The following is a 20,699-nucleotide window of genomic DNA, read 5'->3' as shown; positions in this document are numbered from 1 at the left end:
TTGGTTCTCTTTTTTATGCCGGTCTTTTTAGGTGAACCGGCTATTGGGTGTGGAACTCGTTCAAGCCTTTGCAAACGTTTGGCGTAGGGATTTTCCCGACAAAAGCCTGCACGTTTGCCGGGGAGCCGACTTCGCTCCCCGCAATCCGGTTATTTTCTTATGGGGTAATGCTGACGCCCGAGAACACGTTGCGGCCGAAGGGGCTCACTTTGAAACCTTCGACTTTGGCGCTTAACGGTTGGTTGACCGTCGAGTGGGCGATGGGCGTGATCGGCACCTGCTGCTTGAGCAGTTGCTGCGCCTGTTTGTACAGAACAGTCCTTTGTTCGCGGTCGGTCACGACCTTGGCTTGCTTGATCAGCTTGTCGTACGCCGGGTCACACCACATGGAGTAGTTGTTCCCGCCGATGGCGTCGCAGCTGTAGAGGGTGCCGAGCCAGTTGTCCGGGTCACCGTTGTCGCCGGTCCAGCCGATCAGGCTGACATCGTGCTCACCGTTCTTGGTGCGCTTGATGTATTCGCCCCACTCATAGCTGACGATCTTGACCTTGAGGCCGATCTTGGCCCAGTCGTTCTGCAGCATCTCGGCCATCAGCTTGGCGTTGGGGTTGTAGGGGCGCTGCACGGGCATGGCCCACAGGGTGATCTCGGTGCCGTCCTTGACGCCGGCGGCCTTGAGCAGTTCCTTGGCTTTTTCCGGGTTGTAGGCGGCGTCCTTGATGCTGTCGTCGTAGGACCATTGCGTCGGCGGCATGGCGTTGACCGCCAGTTGCCCGGCGCCCTGGTACACGGCATTCAGGATGCTCTGCTTGTTCACTGCCATGTCCAATGCCTGACGGACCTCGAGCTGGTCGAAGGGTTTATGGCGCACGTTGTAAGAGATATAGCCGAGGTTGAAGCCAGGTTTGGTCAGCAGTTGCAGGTTCGGGTCAGTCTTGAGGGCTTCGACATCGGCGGGGCGTGGATGCAGGGTGACCTGGCATTCGCCGGCCTTGAGCTTCTGCACCCGCACGGAGGCATCGGTGTTGATGGCGAAGATCAGTTGGTCCAGTTTGACCCGGCTCGGGTCCCAGTACTGTTTGTTGCCCACATAACGGATCTGCGAGTCTTTCTGGTAGCGCTGGAACACGAAGGGGCCAGTGCCGATCGGCTTCTGGTTGATGTCGCTGGGCCGGGCTTGCTTGAGCAACTGCTCGGCGTATTCGGCCGAGAGGATTGCGGCAAAGCTCATGGCGATGTTCTGCACGAACGCGGCGTCGACCGTGTTCAAGGTCATCACCACGGTGTAGGGGCCGGTTTTTTCGACCTTGGCGATATTCTTGTTCAGGCTCATCCCGTTGAAGTACGGAAACTCGGTAGGGTAGGCCTTGCGGAACGGGTGGTCGGGGTCAAGCATGCGGTTGAAGGTGAACAGCACGTCGTCGGCGTTGAAGTCCCGCGTCGGCTTGAATTCCTTGTTGCTGTGGAACTTCACCCCTTCACGCAGGTGAAACGTATAGGTCAGCCCGTCTTCGGAGATATCCCACTTGGTTGCCAGCCCTGGCACCACGTCAGTGGCGCCTTTTTCGAATTCGACCAGGCGGTTGTACAACGGCTCTGCGGCATCGTTGTCGGTGGCGGTGGTGTATTGCGCAGTATCAAAACCTGCCGGGCTGCCTTCGGAGCAGAACACCAGGCTCTTCTTCTCGGCGGCTTGGCCCATCGTGGCCACGGTCAGCAGGCTGGTGGCAAACATCGCGGATAGAACGGTGGTATGGCGCATGACAATCCCGATCCTTGTTTGTAGTTATCAACAGCGAACCACCTCTCTGGCGCACGGCCAGGGAGACATCACTGATCCCACACACAGCAAGTGCCTTTTCCCAGAATGATGCCTCTGCTGTCCTACGACGTTATGGGGCGCGGACATTGCAGTAAATGCGTCAATTCTGACTGGCCTTGTAGGTAACGGAGACACGGGTCGCAGTTCGTTGCTGTAGGACGCAACGCTTTCAATCGTGGTCTGTTTCCTATGGCCTGGGCAGATGGAATAACGGCGACGTTATGAAACGTCGCCGTTATTGATCCTTACTTGCCGCTGACGCTAACGCCGTAGAAGGAGTTCAAGCCAAACGGGCTGATCTTGAAGTCCTGTACGGTATTACGCATGGGTTGATACACCGTCGAGTGCGCGATAGGTGTCATCGGGACTGCATCTTTGAGGATATGTTGCGCCTGCTTGTACAGCTCGGTGCGTTTGGCGACATCCGATGTGGCCTTGGCTTCTTTTACGATGCCGTCGAATTTTTTGTCGCACCACTTGGAGAAGTTGTTACCCGACAGCGAGTCGCAGCCGAACAGTACGTTCAGCCAGTTGTCCGGGTCACCATTGTCGCCGCTCCAGCCAATGATCATGGCCTGGTTCTCGCCGCCTTTGGAGCGCTTGATGTACTCGCCCCACTCGTAGCTGGTGATCTTGACCTTCAGGCCGATCTTGGACCAGTCGTTCTGCAGCATCTCGGCCATCAGCTTGGCGTTCGGGTTGTACGGACGCTGAACCGGCATGGCCCACAGGACGATTTCGGTACCTTCCTTGACGCCGGCTTCCTTGAGCAGCGCCTTGGCTTTTTCAGGGTCGTACTTGGCGTCTTTGATGCTGGTGTCGTAGGACCATTGGGTCGGCGGCATGGCGTTGACGGCCAGTTGACCGGCGCCCTGGTACACGGAGTCAATGATCTGCTGCTTGTTCACCGCCATGTCCAGCGCCTGGCGTACGCGCAGGTCAGCCAGCGGGTTTGGCTGATCGCTGCCCTTGACCTTGTCCATGACGTTGTAGGCAACGTAGCCCAGGTTGAAACCGGCCTGGTGCGGCAGTTTCAGGTCCTTGTCTTCGCCCAGGGCCTTGAGGTCGGCCGGACGTGGGAACAGGGTGATCTGGCATTCGTTTTTCTTGAGCTTCTGGATACGCACCGACGGGTCAGTGGTGATTGCGAAGATCAGGTTGTCGATCTTCACATCTTCAGGTTTCCAGTAGTCCTTGTTGCCGGTGTAGCGAATGTTCGAATCTTTCTGGTAGCTCTTGAACACGAACGGGCCAGTGCCAACCGGCTTCTGGTTGATGTCGGCGGGCTTGCCTTCCTTGAGCAACTGCGCGGCATATTCAGCGGACTGGATCGACGCGAAGCTCATGGCCAGGTTCTGGATGAAAGCCGCATCCACGGTGCCAAGGGTGAACTTGACGGTGTGGTCATCGACTTTCTCGATGTTCTTGATGTTGGTGTCCATCCCCATGTCCGTGAAGTACGGGAACTCGGTGGGGTAGGCCTTACGGAATGGATCGTCTTTATTGATCATCCGGTTGAAGGTGAACAGCACGTCGTCTGCCGAAAATTCACGAGTCGGCTTGAAGTACGGGGTGGTATGGAACTTGACGCCTTCGCGAAGGTGGAAGGTATACGTCAGGCCATCCGGGGACACGTCCCAGCTGGTGGCCAGGCCAGGAACCACGGCGGTGCCGCCACGTTCGAACTGGCTCAGACGGTTGAACATGGTTTCGGCCGAGGCATCGAAGTCTGTTCCGGTGGTGTACTGGCCTGGATCGAAACCGGCCGGGCTCCCTTCGGAGCAGAACACCAGGTTAGTTGCCGCAAGGGCTGCAGGGGCGGCGGCCATAAGGCCCGCGCTCACTAATAACGGAAGGACTGCGTGTTTAAGCATGTTGGCCTCATGATTTGTTGTCATTTTTGGTGGTGAGGGCGACCTCGTGAGTCGGCCTGCGTATACTTATGCAGGCGCCATACCCAATGCAAGATGCAGAGCGGCCAGGAGCGGCAAACAGTCGTACGAACGTACAGGAATGTCGCAATTATGAAAGTTTCGACACAAATATGCCTGTTTGGAGGGTTTTTTCGGTGCAATAGGTGCACCAAAAAAGCCCAGCCGAGGCGTCTAGCGCACTCGGTTGGGGCGCTGTTGTTACTTATCTAGACCCACGCCATAGAACGGCGTGAGCCCAAAGGGGCTGATCTTGAAGTCACGCACTTCCTTGCGCAAAGGCTGGAAAACCGTCGAGTTCGCAATAGGCGTTATAGGTACTTGTTCGTTAAGGATTTTTTTGTGCCTGTTGATACCACTTGATGCGCTGCTCGCGGTCGTTGCTGACCTTGGCTTGCTGCACCAGTGTGTCGTAGGCCGGGTTACACCATTTGGCGTAGTTGCTGCCCTTGACTGCGGCACAACTGTAGAGCACGCCGAGCCAGTTATCCGGGTCGCCGTTATCACCGGTCCAGCCGTAAATCATTGCATCGTGCTCGCCATTCTTGGCGCGCTTGATGTACTCGCCCCACTCATAGCTGACGATGTTGGCCGTAATGCCGACCTTGGCCCAATCCTGTTGGATCATTTGCGCGGACATTCGCGCATTGGGGTTGGAGGCGCGCTGCACGGTCATTGCCCATAGATTGATGGTGGTACCTGGTGCAACCCCTGCTTCTTTTAGTAGCAACCGCGCCTTGGACGGGTCGTAGGGCGCGTCTTGGATTTTCGGGTCATAAGACCACTGCGCCGGAGGCAATGCGTTCTGCGCCAATTGTCCGGCGCCCTGGTATACGGCCTTGATGATCGCAGGCTTGTCGATGGCCATATCCAGGGCCTGACGCACCTTGAGCTGGTCGAGCGGCGGGTGGGTTACGTTGTAGGCCAGGAAGCCCAGGTTGAATCCGGCTTGCTGTAGCACGCGCAGGTTGGGGTCTTGCTTCATCACCTCGATATCGGCGGGGCGCGGGTAACCGCTGACCTGGCATTCGCCGGCTTTGAGCTTCTGCAGGCGCGCGGCGGCGTCCGGGGTGATGGCGAACACCAGGTTGTCGAGCTTCACGTCCTCGGGTTTCCAATACTGTTTATTGGCCGCATAGCGAATCTGCGCGTCTTTCTGGTAACGCTTGAACACAAATGGCCCGGTGCCGACCGGTTTTTGATTGATCTGCTCGGGCTTGCCTTCTTTCAGGAGCTGCGCGGCATATTCAGCCGATTGCACCGAGGCAAAACTCATGGCCAGGTTCTGTACAAACGCAGCATCGACATTATTCAGGTTGAAACGCACGGTGTGTTCGTCGAGCTTGTCGATGCTTTTGATCGTGGTGTTCAAGCCCATGTCGGTGAAGTAGGGCGATTCGGATGGGTAGGCCTTGCGAAACGGGCTATCGGCGTCCAGCAGCCGATTGAAGGTGAACAGCACATCATCGGCGTTGAAGTCGCGGGTCGGGGTGAAGTAATCGGTGGTGTGGAACTTGACGCCCTCGCGCAGGTGGAACGTGTAGGTGAGGCCGTCGCTGGAGACCTCCCAGCGGGTTGCCAGGCCGGGCTCGACTTCGGTGCCGCCGCGCTTGAACTGGGTCAGGCGGTTGAACACGGTTTCGGCGGATGCATCGAAATCGGTGCCGCTGGTGTACTGGCTGGGATCGAAGCCGGCGGGGCTGGCCTCGGAGCAGTAGACCAGGGTCGTGGCGGCCTGGGCCATTGGTATAAAGGCCAGGAGGCTGGCGGCGAGGAGCAGTGGCTTTTTCATGGAGACCCCTGAAATGGCAGGCATACAAAAGCTGCCCAAACGAAAACGGCGGTCACCGAGGTTACCGCCGTTCAAGCGGGTTAGGTAGGGGAGACTTCTATGCGGGTAGGCGCAGATTTGTCGATTGTAACGGGCAATCCATCCACCGCATTACTCTCACGAAGGGTGAACGTCCGGCTGGCTGTGATGCTCAAGTCTGAAGCGGGAATGGGCTCATCTCCGCCTGCATAAACGAGTTTCCATTGCGAGGTCACCGTGACTTTGGTCTCATTTTCCAAAGGCGAATAGTCGATGAAAAAGTGTCGGTCGCCAGCGCTGCTCAGGTAGTCGTCTTTTACCCGGGGGGGCTGCAATTCAAGCCACGCCGGAGCGGCAGAGCCTTGATGCGCTACCTCTGAAATCGCCGCCCGCATGTCGGGGTCGGGGATCGCACTTTCAAAGGTTTCGATTCCGTCATGGATAAGACCATCGACGACTGACTGCTCTGCATTATTGCCCGGAACATTAAGTCCTTTTATCTGCTGGGGTATGTCGATTTCAACGTCCTGCAAGCCCGGTCGCCTTATTGTGTAAGGGTTTCTGTTGATGTCTTTGATGAATTGGCCAGAGTAGACGCTGGTGCCGAACTTTGAAGGGGATGCCGCTTCCGAAGCGGAGACCGTGAAGTTTCTATCGTCTACTTCCCATGAAAGGACAGGGCGACTTTTAACCGTACCGTTTTCCTCATCAACGCTGACGCCAAATCTATACTGCGTCTGCTCCTCAAAGTTGAGGTATTTGTCGAGTGTGTCGGCGCCTTCCATTTTTGATCCGTCTAACTCAATAAAGTTGTCCGAAAAGCGGGAGGATGACTTTAAGTCGTTACTCGGGGTCGGCGAAATCGGACGTTGCCACGGCCACTTAATCCCGCCATCGCCCGGTGCGCGGGCCCACTCCTTCTCGCGCCCGGGTGTGATAACCATCAGTCCGTCACCGTCGGAATTGATGATTCTGGCAAAGGTGTCGCCTGTCCTGTAGCGACCTGATATTTCAAATATCCTGCTTGTTTCAGTTTCGTCGGTAAGGCGTACGAATTGACGCAGCGCTCCCTTGCTGTCGGTTATTCGATAGACACCCAGTGCGTCACGAGGCGCGTTCTTTATCAATTGCTCACCGTCAGGGACGGCATGGGGTGCCATTGGCAGCAGGGGTTGGGATCTTGGCAGGGGCGCTCCGGGCTCGTTGACAACACGTGTACCGCTGGATGGCCCGGGTGTGGGTTCGATGACACTGATTTCGGGCGGATCGAGTGACTCTAGATTCGGCAATTCTTTTTCGGTCGGTAATGCAAAAGGATCCTCGGGGACTGCGCTTGCCCCGGCTGAAAATAGCGTGTTCAGCAAACCATCGAATGCCTTGGACACTCCATCGCTGCGCTCGGCCTCGGTGTCGCCGGATGCTGCTTTTTCCGCGCCCAACCCCAGCTCGGTCAACCCTGCAAGCGCCGCCGCACCCGCAACCGGTGCTGCGATGGGCGCAAGCTTGGCCAGCAGACCCGCAGCCACGGTTATGTCGTTCAGCCAGGTGTCGCGGGTCACTTCGCTGTTGGATTTGATGACTACGTCTGTATCGCTGGTCATGCGTTGTTTGGCGGCGGTGGCCAATGTGGAAAATACGTCTGCCTCGATTTTTGCGTGGCTGTCATTGAGCACCGGGGTTTTCAGATCACCGGCAGCCATTTTTTTGAACAGGGCGTCCAGGCCATCTCGCGTGTCGCCTATTCCCGTGAAGCTCAAGCCAGGTATAAAGTCGATTCCCAGTTGCGGCAGGATGCCGGGCTTATGGTCCTGGCGATCAATCAATGAAAAATGTGCCAGCAGCGCCTGGCTTTTTTTCGGATACTGACTTTGCTCAATCACCCACTGATTGAGTTTTTTCAGGGAGTCGAAGCGCAGGAATGCCGGCTTTGCTCCCGGTATATAAAGTACCTGGCGACCTCCATCGTCAGCGCCGAACCGCACAATGTCGCTGGACTTAAAACCGTGGATGCTAAGGGCATGCACTTGAGTGTCGCCGTTTACCGGCGCTTGTGCCTTGAGCTGCTCCATGCTCAACGCAGCATTCTCGTCGAGCGGGAGATTGCCGGCGGCCGCCATCACCAAGCGGTAGTCACCTCGATTGAATCGATGCTCGGGTGCTTGTAAGGCTCGCTCGGCGGGTGATCGGGCTTCGGCCGTCTTCAATTGTTCGCGGGCCTGGAAGACGAACTCACCTTTGATCGCGGTCTGGTAGCCATCGGCATGCGTGTGCCAGAAGCTGTCGATTTTCTGGGTCATCTGGGCCTGGAAGTCGGTCTTCCAGCTTTCGTGCATCACTTGCGATGGCTTAAGGTCGATCTGATTGTGCTTGCCGTAGCCGTCTTTTTCGCTCTGTCCCGTAGATTGGGTATACAGACCCGCCTCGAGATCCAGGTTTCCGGGTACCCAATCGTGCTCGGAGAAATTCTTCAGCAAGGCGTCGGGCAAGCGCAGCGAAGACCAGGGCTCCTGGAACTTGTGCTCCCAGCCGGTCACTGTATCCGCGCTTTCGCCGCCCTTGAAGCGATTCAAGTAGACGGTATCTGAGTCGATTGGCTTGCCTGTGAGTTTGAGCAGCAGCGCGTCCGCCCATTTTTTGGCCTCTGCCCGCGTATTGGGGAGGTTTTTGGCAACGTCGACTGCCAAGCGCTTGTAGGCCAACGCCTGTGGTGCGCTGCTGTAATAGCGGGTCGCATTCTGTCTGTGTACCTGCAGCGCCTCTGCCGAGCGGCTGCTGGCAGGACGCAGGTGATCATCGGCGGGAATCGGATCGAAAGTGGTTTTATGCTCCAAATGCCTGATTTGTTCCCGAGCCTGGGACAGTGTTTGTGGAAGTTCCACGCCTTCAAAGTTTGCCACGACCTTTGCGCTGACTTGAATGGAGTCTTCGCGCAGCCTCACACGCAAATCACCATGATTGCCTGGAGCGATGATCCTGGCGGCTGCCAGCAGAGGCCCCGAAATCTGTCCCCAACCTGATGTGTCCGTGAGGTGGAAGGTTTTCGTTTCGCCTCTTACCTCGGCGGACAAGGTGCCTGTAGACGGGTTGATTGAGAGGAGGGTGTTCGGCTCGATCTGCTGTTCGCGCAGCCAGCCCTGCACAACAGGGTGTTCCAAATGCTCGCGATATACTCCAAGCCATTGGCCCAGGTTGCTCTGGGGCGGGACTGCTATAAGCCCGGCATTGTTATGCAGGACCTTGCGTTGGGCGGCTTCAAGGTAAGCCTTAAGCAATGCTGTCTCGGCAGGCCGGGCGATGTTTGCGGTGAGCGGTTGAGGCGCTTGTGGGGATTGCGTATCAGTTGTTGACCGCAGATCGCCGGGTACCTGCGGCAGCGATGAGGATGGTGTTGCATTGACTGATAGGGACATAAGTTTGGCTCTCACTGTGTGAATAAATGCCAGCACAGCCCTCCCTGGTAGCTATGGCAGTCATTGAGTCGTGAAGACCTTGAACGTAATTCCAGCGAGATATGCTGCCGGATATGACGTGGCGGCAGCGAACGCAAAAAAAGCGCAAGCCCTTGGGTTTGCGCCTTTGTCTTGTCTAAAAAAGTTACTGTAAAACTTCGATCACGCCATCGGCACTCATATTGACCTGGCGGGCCTGGCTCAGGGCCTGGTTCATGGTGGCGGGGGGGCGGCAGCGAGCTTGGCCGGGTCGGCATTTTGCGACTCGGTGTAGAGGGTCATGATCGTCTTGTCGCGAGCCACTTCCTGGCTGCCGTCAGCGCGCAGGTATACCTGATTGTAATATCAGTGCATCGGCGGCCATGGCCGGGAGGCTGGCAATTGCACTGGCGCTGAGGGCGATTTGACGACTACTCTTTCGATGGCGAGCATATTCTCGGTGTTACGGTTTTGGGAAGGTCTCGGGTTTATAAGTAAAAGCCCACCATTTCAACGGATTCCAATAAGGATTTTTCTTTGCCGGTCTGAAGTTTGTTTTTTTCGCCAGTTCTTTGGCAGCGTATTTTTCAGCTTCGGATCTAGCCAATGCCCTATCGGCGGCAGTCAGGGGGGTGGCTTGATTTTTTTCCAGGGCTTCCAGATAGGACTTTTCTACTTTTACAACCGCTGCATTTACATCTTCTGGTGTGAGGTTAGCGCTGAGGGTGCCACTATAGCCTTTGACCGGGCGCCCTATGAGCTTCTGAAATTCAGCTGCGAAGGAGGCATCTCCACCACTTGCAGAGTCACATGACAGCAGTCTTACATTGTCAAACGTCTCGGGGTGAATACCTTCGTTGTGAAGTGTCTGAAGTAACTCGTGTGGCGTATTGAGTTTTCCATTATATGAAACTTTCGAAATGCCAGTATCAGGGTCGACACTGCCGTGTACCAGTATGTTGAGTCGTTCTTGAGTACCTTTTTTGTTGAAATCAGTAAATGTGTAGAGTTTTTCGTTAAGGGTGTTTAGCTCATTGAGCTCTCCACTCAGGATTACGTTTTTTTCAGCACTGGAAAAAAGATCTTCGCCGGTGGGTAAGTTCTCGATGGAGTTTAGAAAAGCACGTTTACTATTTGGTGGTTCGATTGTCGGATGGGCACCTTCCGTTTCACTGGCGTGTGGCGTGCTCGGTTCGTTTGACGCTTTGTTGGCGACGGGGGTTATATCGCCCTCGTTGGAGGCGCTTACTTTTTTCACGAAATCAAAACGGTTGGCCTGCTCATTGTATTTCCAGCCGTACTGTTGGCTTTCGGCGGCGTTGAAATTCAAGGCCGGTTCACCCAGTCCTGCCTCTACCCCAGCCGGTATAACTTCATGCGCCAGCAGCAGGCCTGATATCACTACTCCGGCCCTGCCTCCAACGCGATCGCTGGCCGTCATGCCGTGGGCGGCGTCATGCTTGCCAAAAACAATATTGCCCGCGTTACCAAGGACGGGTACGTAGCCAAAGGTATCGCCCCATACTTCTTTTGCGGCCTTCCAGCCTTGCTCCATGGCGCCAAAAACCTTGGTTTGATCGTCCCATAGCGCGTTCTTGGCGTTCATCTCGTGATAATGCGAGGCAATACCTTTGTTCAGATTGCCAAATTTCAGTTCATAGTCACCGCCTCGCGATTGGGTATAATTAAACAATTCCCGAACGGGTACGGACTTGTCGGTTACCAAAGTGTCCCGCCCTGGGTAGTGGGATCTATTATCTCGGATCAGACTGTCGAGTACCGTCGCGGCCGGTGGCCAATGCGCGTCTTTTCCTCCTTGCAGGTCACTGGCATTGAAACGACTTATCAGTTGGTTACGATTGTCTTTGGCCCACGCCGCAAACTCCTCATCGCCCTTTATCTCGCTGACAGCGCCACTCCTCAAATCAAGCATGACACCCTGATTGGGCCGGTTGTTGTAATCGCCATTATAGGGCGTATAGGGAATGAATGCGTACCCACTCAGGGGGTAACCGTAGATATTGGGAATAATCACTTGCCCATTCTTATTCAGCGTGCGGCTAATCGCTTCTTGACCGGAAGAGCTTAACTTTTCAAAGGCCTCCTTATCGCTATGAAGACTCTGCAAAGCGCCCCGCGCTACATAGGCGTCTGCTTTGCCCGAGCGTTCAGGTATTACTGTTGATATTTTGGGTCGAGGTAGGAATGGGAGGTGGGGTATGAGAGGAAAGTCATCCGTAATCTCAATAAGGGTGTCGACCCTGGCGCTGCCACGCATTGGCGTGGCTATATCCTGCTCCCAGTGGTTTTGAAGTTGTTTGCCTAACGATTGCAGATCGTTAATCTTGCTCCGGTCTTTTGGGTCAATGACCATTCCATGGAAATTGACAATCCCGCCCCGTGCTGGTGTGTCGTGTTCAAGCACACCCGCTGCGATTTCCCATGCAGAGTAGGTACGGGTTTCGGTATCGGACAGATTTTCTCCGGTCCCCATACCGACGTAAGTGTCGAACCTTACGCTGATTTTTTCATGCGGATCGAACCCTGCAGCTAATAGACCCCCACTGAAGTAACCGGAGGGTTCCATAAATAGGCGCACGTTCTGGAACTTATTGTTTCTGTCGCCTTCACTGCCACTTTCGATATTTTTTATCTGCGTATTTACACGCGTGGCGTAAGCGTCAATGCGATCTTCGCGCTGCTTTAACGTATATCTGTCTCCGGGCGCTTGGACAGGGTCTGATCCATAAATGATTGCCTTGTAGTCATCGGAGTGGCGCTGGACCGTAGAGACAGTGTGGTCGGTTGTATAGGCTTCGTTATTGTTAAGCGATTTATCCGGTTTCTGTGCCTGCGCTTGTGTGTGTTCAGTAGGCCCAGGCGTGGGTGCCGGATAACGGATAATAGTAAACTGATTTAAGTTTTCCACTTTTGAGTACCTGGTTGGGATGATGGAGTGATTGAGTGTGAAGTGTGTGGCTGCTTGCACAGGAAAGTTCCACATCCTAATCAGAAAGTGTGGGTCTGGTACTTTGGTTATATTAGTTTCAGGTGTACGACGCCTGTTAAGGCTTTGCCAGACGACTTAAGTTGCGATGACGCTGAAACAGTGTGCAAAAAAATGGCGCAGGCTGTTAAGGCTGCGCCATTGTCTTTTTTCTATGTTTATTGCTGTACTTCAATCACCCCATCGGCACTCATGTTGACCTGGCTGGTACCGGCTTCCACTTCAGGTGTTGGCGCCGAATCGGCCATGGCCGCTTTCATCATCATCCCGCCACGGGCATAAGGCATTGGATAGCCGTTGGTGTTGAAGTTCAGATTGACGATCTTGTAACCCTTGCCACCCAATGCGTCAGTCGCCAGCTGGGCACGGGCCTTGAACGCTGCAACTGCATCCTTGAGCAGCGCATCTTCGCTGGCCTTGCGCGTAGCGTCGGCGATGGCGAAGTCCATGTTTTCCATTTTCAGCGTGTTCAGCAGTTCGCCGGTGAGCTTGGACAACGCCGGGAAGTCCGCGCTTTCCAGGCGCAGTTCGGCGCGTTCACGCCAGCCGGTGATCTTCTGGTTCTTGTTGTCGTAGATCGGGTAGCTGTTGCGGCTGCCCTGGCGCAGGGTCACACCTTTGACCTCGCGGGCCTGGCCCAGGGCCTGGTTCATGGTGGTGGTGATATCGGCAGCGAGCTTGGCCGGGTCGGCATTTTGCGACTCTGTGTAGAGAGTGACGATCATCTTGTCGCGAGCCACTTCCTGGCTGACTTCGGCACGCAGGGAAATCTGGTTGTAATGCAGTTCATCGGCAGCCATGGCCTGGAGGCTGGCCAGGGCGCTGGCGCTGAGGGCAAGGACAGCGGCACTGCGAGTGAAACGAGACATGGAAGCTCCTTGAGATAGTCGTGTTCGGTATGACTGTAGACGCTGGCGCCGGGTTCTTCGGGTTTACACAATAGCTACAAGTTATGGTGGGTCCGACGAACGGTCGTTTTCCCGCCCTGCGTCAAAGAGCCACATACGCCGTGCCAGCCGGCCTGCTTCGTTTATACTCGTGCCGATCCGCCTGCAGCGCTCACCGGGAGAGCTCATGCTCGCCGCCGTAAAACTGACTTCCGCCACCCGCCAGAACCTCTGGCGCCTGACGTTCATTCGCACTCTGGTATTGGCCGCACAGGCCGGTTCCGTCGGGCTTGCCTATTGGTTCGACCTGCTGCCGCTGCCGTGGCTGCAATTGGCTGTGACTCTCGGCTTTTCCTCCGTGCTCTGTGCGTTCACCGCTATCCGGTTGCGCACCACGTGGCCGGTGACCGAGCTGGAGTACGCGCTTCAGTTGGCGTGCGACCTGTTTATCCACAGTGTGTTGCTGTATTTCTCCGGTGGCTCCACCAATCCGTTTGTTTCTTATTACCTGGTGCCGTTGACCATTGCCGCCGTGACCTTGCCATGGCGCTACTCGGTGGTGCTGTCGGGCATTGCCCTGACGCTCTATACCCTGCTGCTGGCGCAGTTCTATCCGCTGCAAACCTTTCCGATTGCCCGGGAGAACCTGCAGATCTACGGAATGTGGCTGAGTTTTGCCCTCTCGGCTGCGGTCATTACCTTCTTCGCCGCACGCATGGCCGAAGAGCTGCGCCGCCAGGAAGAACTGCGCGCCATTCGCCGTGAAGAGGGCCTGCGTGATCAGCAACTGCTGGCCGTCGCCACCCAGGCAGCCGGCGCCGCCCATGAACTGGGCACGCCGCTGGCGACCATGAGCGTATTGCTCAAGGAAATGACCCAGGACCACCACGACCCGGCCTTGCAGGAGGACCTCAGCGTGCTGCAGGAACAGGTCAAGCAGTGCAAGCTGACGCTGCAGCAACTGGTGCGCGCTGCCGAAGCCAATCGCCGCCTGGCGGTCGAAATGCAGGATGTCACCCACTGGCTCGACGAAGCTTTGAACCGTTGGCACCTGATGCGTCCCGAGGCCAGTTACCGTTTCAATCTGCTGGGCCAAGGCAGCGTGCCGCGCATGGCGCCACCGCCGGACCTGACCCAGGCGCTGCTCAATCTTTTGAACAACGCCGCCGACGCTTGCCCCGAAGGATTGGGCGTGCAGTTGGACTGGGACGCAGAAAACATCACCATCAGCATTCGTGACCACGGCGCGGGCGTGCCGCTGGCCATTGCCGAGCAGATCGGCAAACCATTCTTTACCACCAAGGGCAAAGGCTTCGGCCTGGGCCTGTTTTTGAGCAAGGCCAGCGTGACCCGCGCGGGCGGCTCAGTGAAGCTCTATAGTCATGAGGAAGGCGGCACGCTCACCGAGCTGCGCCTGCCCCGTGTCGCACGAGGAGATATCGATGAGTGACGAGATCCAAGTCGAAGGCGAAGAACTGCCACACCTGTTGCTGGTAGATGACGACGCGACCTTTACCCGCGTGATGGCACGCGCCATGAGCCGGCGCGGTTTTCGCGTCAGCACCGCAGGCTCCGCCGAAGAGGGCTTGACCATCGCCCAGGCCGACCTGCCGGACTATGCTGCCCTCGACCTGAAAATGGACGGCGACTCCGGCCTGGTGCTGCTGCCGAGGCTGCTGGAACTCGACCCGGAAATGCGCGTAGTGATCCTCACCGGTTACTCCAGCATCGCCACCGCCGTCGAGGCGATCAAGCGCGGCGCCTGCAACTACCTGTGCAAGCCGGCGGACGCCGACGACGTGCTGGCCGCCTTGCTGTCCGAGCATGCCGACCTCGACACCCTGGTGCCGGAAAACCCGATGTCGGTGGACCGCCTGCAGTGGGAGCACATCCAGCGCGTGCTCACCGAACACGAAGGCAATATCTCCGCTACGGCCCGTGCCCTGGGCATGCACCGCCGCACGCTGCAACGCAAGCTGCAGAAGCGCCCGGTACGACGCTGAACGAAAACTGAACAACCTGCTTCAGGCTGCACGGATGCGCGAACCGATCACCTATGATCGGTTCAAACGCCTGTGATGTTTTTCCTACCGAGCCTGAACAATGAACCAGAACGCTGAGTACTCCGCGGTCAACGACGCGGTGCGGGGGCAATTCTTCCGCCGAACCTGGGCCATGATCACCCCGTATTGGCGTAGTGAAGAGAAGGGCAGGGCCTGGCTGTTGCTGGCTGCCGTGATTGGCCTGTCGCTGTTCAGCGTGGCGATCTCCGTATGGATCAACCACTGGTACAAGGACTTCTACAACGCTCTGGAGAAGAAGGACACCGAGGCCTTCTGGCAACTGATCGGTTATTTCGGCGGAATTGCGGCGGTAGCGATTCTCGGCGCGGTCTACCGTCTCTACCTGACCCAGATGCTGACGATCCGTTGGCGTGCCTGGCTCACCGAAAAACACTTCACCCGTTGGCTCGCGCACAAGAACTACTACCAACTGGAACAGGGCGGCTATACCGATAACCCGGACCAGCGGATTTCCGAAGACCTCAATAACTTCACCTCCGCCACCTTGAGCCTTGGCCTGGGATTGCTGCGTAATGTGGTCAGCCTGGTGTCGTTCTCGATCATCCTGTGGGGCGTGTCGGGCAGCATCGAATTGTTCGGCATCACCATCCCGGGGTACATGTTCTGGTGTGCGCTGCTGTACGCCGCCGTGGGCAGTTGGTTGACCCACCTGATCGGCCGTCGCTTGATCGGCCTGAGCAACCAGCAGCAACGCTTTGAAGCGGACTTGCGTTTCTCCATGGTGCGGGTGCGTGAGAACGCCGAGAGTATTGCCCTGTACAACGGCGAACCGAATGAAAGGCAACGCCTGAGCACACGTTTCGGCAAGGTCTGGCACAACTTTTGGGACATCATGAAAGTGTCCAAGCGCCTGACTTTTTTCACCGCCGGCTACAGCCAGATCGCGATCATCTTTCCGTTTATCGTGGCTGCGCCACGCTACTTCGCTGGCAAGATCGAGTTGGGCGAGTTGATGCAAATCAACTCGGCGTTCGGCAATGTGCAGGACAACTTCAGCTGGTTTATCAACGCTTATTCGGAACTGGCGACATGGCGTGCCACCAGTGACCGTCTGCTGAGCTTCCAGCAGGCCATGAGCGACAATGAGCAACGCGCCCCGGCCATCGATGTGCGCCATGAAGGCGAGCGCCTGGTGATAAAGGATCTTGGAATGGACTTGGCCGACGGTCGTCATCTGCTCAGCGACGCCAACATGACTGTGGAGCCTGGCCAGCGCGTAATGCTCAGCGGGCGTTCCGGCAGTGGCAAGAGCACCTTGTTGCGAGCGATGGGCCATCTGTGGCCGGCCGGTCATGGCAGCATTCGCCTGCCGGCGACGCGCTACCTGTTCCTGCCGCAGAAGCCTTACCTGCCGATTGGCACGCTTAAGGCCGTGTTGAGTTATCCACAGGACGACGGAGTCTATCCGCCAGAACGTTATGCACAGGTCCTGGAAACCTGTCGTCTGCCCCATCTGGTCGCACGGCTGGATGAAGCCAACCACTGGCAGCGCATGCTCTCACCGGGTGAGCAGCAGCGCCTGGCCTTTGCCCGTGCATTGTTGTTCGCGCCGCAATGGCTGTACATGGATGAAGCAACCTCGGCGATGGATGAAGAGGATGAGGCGACCTTGTACCAGGCGCTGATCGATGAGCTGCCGGGGTTGAGCGTTGTCAGCGTCGGCCACCGCAGCAGCCTCAAGCGCTTTCACGGGCGGCATGTGCGGATCGAGGGTGGGCGGTTGCAGGAGCAACAACCGGCCTAAGGCCGTGCAGGGTCAATTGTGGGAGGGGGCTTGCCCCCGATAGCTGAGTGTCAGTCAATGATGTTGTGATTGACCCACCGCCATCGGGGGCAAGCCCCCTCCCACATTGGATCTCCATTGTCGGGAAAATTCAGACCCAACAAAAAGCCCGGCTGATCATCGATCAGCCGGGCTTTTTTATTGCTTGAGGACGACTTACTTCTTCAAGCCGTAATGCTCATCCAGCATGCCTGGGGCGTTCGGCGTCTTTGGCGCGTAGTCCCGTGGTGGCTCCTGGTTTTCCCGCGGCGGGGTCAGGCGTTCCCGTGGGGTTTGCGGCGCATCGGAATGCAGCGCAGCCAGCAGGCGCTGGCGGGTGATGTCGTCGAGGGCCAGGCGATTAGCGCCATCGGCGAGATGATCCTGTACTTCCTGGTAGCTCTGGGTGAGCTTCTTGACCAGGGTCGCGGTGCTGTTGAAGTGGGTAACAACCTCGTTCTGATAACTGTCAAAACGTTCCTGGATGTCATCGAGCTGACGCTGCGTGCGGTTAGGCGCGGCATTCGGCAGCAAGCGAGCAACCAGGAATCCAATGGCGACACCGGCAACCAGGGCAAGAGTCGGCAACAACCAAACTAAGAGCGAGTGTTCCACGAGTCCTTCCTCTATAAACGGCTTTGCTTTACGTTAACGGCTCGGACCTGCGCTGTATACCGCGATTAAGCTCGCAATGATGCCATGCACAGACTTTTAGCTAGACGAGTCGACCCCTTGAGAGGTCACGGAGTTCATCCTTGCTCATGCGTGAAACCCCCGTTTTGATCGACGGCCCGGTGGGCCAATTGGAAGCCTTGTATCTGGATCACCCCGAACCACGTGGCCTGGCGCTGGTTTGCCACCCTAACCCGGTGCAGGGTGGGACCATGCTCAATAAAGTCGTTTCGACCCTGCAACGCACCGCCCGCGATGCCGGCTTGATTACGTTGCGTTTCAATTATCGTGGCGTCGGCGCCAGCGCCGGTACTCACGATATGGCCGCCGGTGAAGTGGACGATGCCGAAGCGGCCGCCACCTGGCTGCGGGAAAAGCACCCGGACCTGCCGATCACCTTGCTGGGGTTTTCCTTCGGCGGCTACGTCGCGGCCAGTCTTGGTGGCCGCCTGGAAGCCAAGGGCGAGAAGCTTGCGCACCTGTTCATGGTTGCCGCCGCCGTGATGCGCCTGGGCGATGCGGATGTGCTGCCTCAAGGCTGCCCATTGACCCTGATCCAGCCGGAAACCGACGAAGTGGTTGATCCGCAGTTGGTCTACGACTGGTCCGCCGCCCTGAAACGCCCCCATGAGCTGCTGAAAGTGGCAGAATGCGGACACTTTTTTCATGGCAAGCTGACCGATCTCAAGGATATGGTGCTGCCACGTCTTTCGAATTGATGACAAGCGATCCCCCATGACGACCCGTACCCGTATCCTCACCGGCATCACCACCACCGGCACGCCGCACTTGGGCAACTATGCAGGTGCGATTCGCCCGGCGATCCTTGCCAGCGAAGATGCCAATGCCGATTCCTTTTACTTCCTGGCCGACTACCATGCCCTGATCAAGTGCGATGACCCGCAGCGCATCCAGCGCTCGCGCATGGAAATCGCCGCGACCTGGCTGGCCGGTGGCCTGGATGTGAACCGGGTGACCTTCTATCGCCAGTCCGACATCCCGGAAATTCCCGAGCTGACCTGGCTGCTGACCTGCGTCGCCGCCAAGGGCCTGCTCAACCGCGCCCACGCCTACAAGGCGTCGGTGGACAAGAACGTGGAAAACGGCGAAGACCCGGATGCGGGCATCAGTATGGGTCTGTACAGCTACCCGGTGCTGATGGCGGCAGACATCTTGATGTTCAACGCGCACAAGGTGCCGGTCGGTCGCGACCAGATCCAACACGTGGAGATGGCCCGCGACATCGGCCAGCGCTTCAACCACCTGTTTGGCAATGGTAAGGAATTCTTCACCATGCCCGAGGCCCTGATCGAAGAAAGCGTCGCCACCTTGCCGGGTCTGGATGGCCGCAAGATGTCCAAGAGCTACGACAACACCATTCCGTTGTTCACCAGCGCCAAGGACATGAAGGACGCGATCTCGCGGATCGTCACCGACTCCCGCGCGCCGGGCGAAGCCAAGGACCCGGACAATTCGCATCTGTTTACCTTGTATCAGGCGTTTGCGACCAAGGCCCAGGAGCAGGAATTCCGTGGCGAGCTGCTGCAAGGCCTGGGTTGGGGCGAGGCGAAGAACCGCCTGTTCCAGTTGCTGGACGGCCAACTCGGTGAAGCCCGCGAGCGCTATCACCAACTGATGTCGCGTCCGTCGGACATGGAAGACCTGCTGCTGATCGGCGCCAAGAAAGCCCGCGCCGTGGCGGCACCGTTCCTGGCCGAGCTGCGCGAAGCGGTGGGCCTGCGTTCGTTCGTCAACCAGGCGGCAGCGCCGATCAGCACTAAAAAGAAAGCCGCGAAAGCCGCACGCTTTGTAAGCTTTCGCGAAGAGGACGGCAGTTTCCGCTTCCGCCTGTTGGCGGCTGACGGCGAGCAGCTGCTGCTGTCGCGCAACTTTGCCGACGGCAAGGCGGCGGGGGCGGTGACCAAGCAATTGCAAAGCGGCGACGCGCTGGATGTACGCACTGAGGCCCAGGGCTTCAGCGTTTGGCTGGACGGTGCAGCAGTGGCCGATAGCGCACCGTTCGCCGATGCAGCCTCCCGCGATGCCGCCATCGTCGCCTTGCGCGTGGCCTTGACCCCAACCGAGGATTAACCCGACCAAGGGTTGATTGCCATTATCCAGGGCCGTCGTTACAGTGACGGCCCGTTTTTGTTGCCTTGCTAACGAAATTATGACGCCCCTAGAACGATATCAAGCTGATCTGAAACGCCCTGAATTCTTCCATGACGCGGCCCAGGAAAATGCCGTGCGTCATTTGCAGCGCCTGTACGACGACCTCGTCGCGGCCTCGCAGAGCAAGCCAGGGATGTTCAGCAAGCTGTTTGGCAAGAAAGACCACACGCCGGTCAAGGGCCTGTACTTCTGGGGCGGCGTCGGCCGGGGCAAGACTTACCTGGTGGACACCTTCTTCGAAGCGCTGCCGTTCAAGGAAAAGGTCCGGACACACTTCCACCGCTTCATGAAGCGCGTGCACGAAGAGATGAAGACCCTGCCGGGCGAGAAAAACCCGCTGACCATCATCGCCAAGCGTTTCTCCCAGGAAGCGCGGGTGATCTGCTTCGATGAGTTCTTCGTCTCCGACATCACCGACGCCATGATCCTTGGCACCCTGATGGAAGAGCTGTTCAAGAACGGCGTGACCCTGGTCGCCACCTCGAACATCGTGCCCGACGGTTTGTACAAGGATGGCCTGCAGCGTGCACGCTTCCTGCCGGCCATCGCGCTGATCAAGCAGAACACCGATATCGTCAATGTCGACAGCGGCGTCGACTATCGTCTGCGTCATCTGGAGCAAGCCGAGCTATTCCACTTCCCGCTGAACGAAGCGGCCCACGAAAGCCTGAAAAAGAGCTTTCGCGCCCTGACCCCTGAATGCACCCAGGCGGTGGAAAACGACAAGCTGATGATCGAGAACCGCGAAATCATCGCGCTGCGTACCTGCGATGACGTGGCCTGGTTTGAGTTCCGCCAATTGTGCGACGGCCCGCGTAGCCAGAACGATTACATCGAGCTGGGCAAGATTTTCCACGCGGTGATCTTGAGCGGCGTCGAGCAGATGGGCGTTGCCACGGACGATATCGCCCGCCGTTTTATCAACATGGTCGACGAGTTCTACGACCGTAACGTCAAGTTGATCATCTCGGCGGAAGTCGAGCTCAAGGACCTGTATACCGGTGGTCGCTTGAACTTCGAGTTCCAGCGCACCTTGAGCCGCTTGCTTGAAATGCAGTCCCACGAATTCCTCTCGCGCGGACACAAACCGTAAGCAGTTTCCAGAGCTGTGGAGTTTTAATGGG

At 57.4% G+C, this 20,699-nt stretch carries 12 protein-coding genes and 2 pseudogenes; 6 read left to right on the top strand and 8 right to left on the bottom strand.

What is annotated here, in order from left to right; genetic code table 11:
* Positions 1-157: 157 nt before the first annotated feature.
* From BLU48_RS21100 to BLU48_RS21075, 7 genes and pseudogenes are all read right to left on the bottom strand, one after another.
* Positions 158-1,762 carry an ABC transporter substrate-binding protein gene (locus BLU48_RS21100; protein WP_057021583.1) on the bottom strand — a complete coding sequence of 535 codons (1,605 nt, stop codon included), beginning with the start codon at positions 1,760-1,762 and terminating at the stop codon, positions 158-160.
* Between the two features lie 305 nt (positions 1,763-2,067).
* Complete coding sequence (locus BLU48_RS21095; protein WP_056845521.1) at positions 2,068-3,696, bottom strand: ABC transporter substrate-binding protein; 1,629 nt, start codon at positions 3,694-3,696, stop codon at positions 2,068-2,070.
* Between the two features lie 258 nt (positions 3,697-3,954).
* A pseudogene (locus BLU48_RS21090) lies at positions 3,955-5,545 on the bottom strand (ABC transporter substrate-binding protein).
* Between the two features lie 80 nt (positions 5,546-5,625).
* Complete coding sequence (locus tag BLU48_RS21085; protein WP_057021582.1) at positions 5,626-8,973, bottom strand: dermonecrotic toxin domain-containing protein; 3,348 nt, start codon at positions 8,971-8,973, stop codon at positions 5,626-5,628.
* 223 nt (positions 8,974-9,196) lie between these two features.
* Positions 9,197-9,415: pseudogene (locus BLU48_RS32360) on the bottom strand (SIMPL domain-containing protein); the annotation flags it as partial.
* Between the two features lie 39 nt (positions 9,416-9,454).
* Positions 9,455-11,920: a hypothetical protein gene (locus BLU48_RS21080; RefSeq protein ID WP_307718378.1), complete on the bottom strand. Its 2,466-nt coding sequence runs from the start codon at positions 11,918-11,920 to the stop codon at positions 9,455-9,457.
* A 236-nt stretch (positions 11,921-12,156) separates the two neighbouring features.
* Complete coding sequence (locus tag BLU48_RS21075) at positions 12,157-12,867, bottom strand: SIMPL domain-containing protein (RefSeq protein ID WP_057021581.1); 711 nt, start codon at positions 12,865-12,867, stop codon at positions 12,157-12,159.
* Between the two features lie 205 nt (positions 12,868-13,072).
* On the opposite strand from BLU48_RS21075, the gene BLU48_RS21070 reads away from it, so the two are divergent.
* The 3 genes from BLU48_RS21070 (at position 13,073) to BLU48_RS21060 (ending at position 16,713) form a co-directional block, all read left to right on the top strand.
* Positions 13,073-14,335: an ATP-binding protein gene (locus tag BLU48_RS21070; protein ID WP_057021580.1), complete on the top strand. Its 1,263-nt coding sequence runs from the start codon at positions 13,073-13,075 to the stop codon at positions 14,333-14,335.
* Positions 14,328-14,888 (top strand): response regulator transcription factor, encoded by a 561-nt coding sequence (locus BLU48_RS21065; protein WP_043048539.1) that lies wholly within the window; start codon positions 14,328-14,330, stop codon positions 14,886-14,888. The genes BLU48_RS21070 and BLU48_RS21065 overlap by 8 nt, the downstream gene beginning before the upstream one ends.
* Before the next feature lie 100 nt (positions 14,889-14,988).
* On the top strand, positions 14,989-16,713 hold the full coding sequence (locus BLU48_RS21060) for an ABC transporter ATP-binding protein/permease (RefSeq protein ID WP_057021579.1): 1,725 nt from the start codon (positions 14,989-14,991) through the stop codon (positions 16,711-16,713).
* A gap of 195 nt (positions 16,714-16,908) precedes the next feature.
* Here the strand turns inward: BLU48_RS21060 and BLU48_RS21055 are convergent, their stop codons facing one another.
* Positions 16,909-17,346 (bottom strand): Z-ring associated ZapG family protein, encoded by a 438-nt coding sequence (locus BLU48_RS21055; protein ID WP_003171734.1) that lies wholly within the window; start codon positions 17,344-17,346, stop codon positions 16,909-16,911.
* Positions 17,347-17,492: 146 nt separating this feature from the next.
* Between BLU48_RS21055 and BLU48_RS21050 the strand changes: the two genes are divergently transcribed.
* From BLU48_RS21050 to zapE, 3 genes are all read left to right on the top strand, one after another.
* A complete protein-coding gene (locus BLU48_RS21050; RefSeq protein WP_057021578.1) occupies positions 17,493-18,122 on the top strand; it encodes an alpha/beta hydrolase in 630 nt (209 codons plus the stop codon).
* Positions 18,123-18,138: 16 nt separating this feature from the next.
* Positions 18,139-19,494 (top strand): tryptophan--tRNA ligase, encoded by a 1,356-nt coding sequence (locus tag BLU48_RS21045; protein WP_057021577.1) that lies wholly within the window; start codon positions 18,139-18,141, stop codon positions 19,492-19,494.
* Between the two features lie 79 nt (positions 19,495-19,573).
* On the top strand, positions 19,574-20,668 hold the full coding sequence (zapE, locus tag BLU48_RS21040; RefSeq protein ID WP_057021576.1) for a cell division protein ZapE: 1,095 nt from the start codon (positions 19,574-19,576) through the stop codon (positions 20,666-20,668).
* Positions 20,669-20,699: the final 31 nt, after the last annotated feature.

The sequence above is a fragment of the Pseudomonas synxantha genome (genome assembly GCF_900105675.1).
Taxonomy (GTDB): Bacteria; Pseudomonadota; Gammaproteobacteria; order Pseudomonadales; family Pseudomonadaceae; genus Aquipseudomonas; species Aquipseudomonas synxantha.
Note: the sequence above shows the minus strand (reverse complement) of the source record. Positions and strands in the feature narration are given on the sequence as shown.